The organism is Candidatus Skiveiella danica, from assembly GCF_022705245.1.
Taxonomy (GTDB): Bacteria; Pseudomonadota; Gammaproteobacteria; order Burkholderiales; family Burkholderiaceae_C; genus Skiveiella; species Skiveiella danica.
The window spans coordinates 1-1,102 of the sequence record NZ_JAKJEW010000085.1 but is presented as its reverse complement, the minus strand read 5'-3'; the positions used below and the strand labels follow the sequence as shown (position 1 = coordinate 1,102).

At 58.0% G+C, this 1,102-nt stretch carries 1 protein-coding gene; it reads right to left on the bottom strand.

Annotated features, from left to right (window positions below):
- Nucleotides 1-26 precede the first annotated feature (26 nt).
- Nucleotides 27-1,021 (bottom strand): IS630 family transposase gene (locus tag ACMUOY_RS20080; RefSeq protein ID WP_413894503.1). Its coding sequence is split into 2 segments (ribosomal slippage): nt 27-556 and nt 556-1,021, totalling 996 coding nucleotides; the frame shifts between segments, so codons are not numbered across the junction.
- Nucleotides 1,022-1,102 lie beyond the last annotated feature (81 nt).

Sequence of the window (1,102 nt, the reverse complement as noted above, 5' to 3'; positions counted from 1 at the left end):
TATTGAGACTTACATAATTCATGACATCACCAGAGCGTAGCCTGCATCCAGCAAGCGGCAATGATGGACGGACGCTTTTGAGCGCTCTTGAGTTTGTTGCGGGCGGTGGCATGCAATTCGCCGAGGTTGTTGGGACAGTAGTTGGCCAGCGCGTGCCGCTTGAGCCAGGCCCACAGGTATTCGACCGGATTCAGATCGGGAGCATAGGGAGGAAGAAAGGCGATCTGGATGTGCCCGTTCAGCGTGTCCAGATAGTCGCGCACCAGGCGACTGCGGTGCGCCTTCAATCCATCCCAGATTACCAGCAGGGGTTGCTTGAGATGGGCCTTGAGAGCCTTGAGGAAGTCGACCACCTCCTGCTTCTTGATGCTGCCCTCGTGCAGCCTGAACATGCAGTTGGTGCGCGTGATTCCTGCGATGACCGAGACGTGATTCCAGTTGAAGTGAAACTGGATGACTGGTGTCTGTCCCTTGGGCGCCCAGGTACGCACACGCGTGGGGCGCTCGCTGATGCCGGACTCGTCCACGAAGACGATCAATCGGCCGTCTCGCTGGGCTTTTTTTTAAGGGTCGGCCAGGTGCTGCGTTTCCAACTGCGCACGGCGTCCTCATTGCGCTCGATGGCGCGCTTCTCCGGCTTTTGCGCGCTGAAGCCCAGAGAACCCAGAATTCGCCAGACATGTGCCTGGCTGAAACGCACTCCGTGCAAGCGTTCGATGACAGCGCCAACGCGCTTGAGGGTCCACAGTTCAGTGCCAAATCCATGTTCGGTCGGACTTCGCAGGATGGCCGCACGCACACCGGCCAATTGGCTCTCGTCAAGCTTGGCAGGTCGGCCTCGCCCAGGCACTGCGCGAAGCGCATCGATTCCACCCTCATCGAGCAGCGCCTTCCATGTGTACACGGTTTGGCGTGCCACGCCCACTGCCAGCGCAACCTCGGCGCAGCCTTTGCCCTTTTGCAGCATTCGCCCGGCACGCAACCGCTTCTTTGCCGCTTCGCTCAATCGCTTTTGCACCATGCCTACATTCTCCAGCAATGATCCTGAAGACATAACGCGTGAGATGCAAATTGGTTGTCATGTTTTTAGAGAAGATCAATA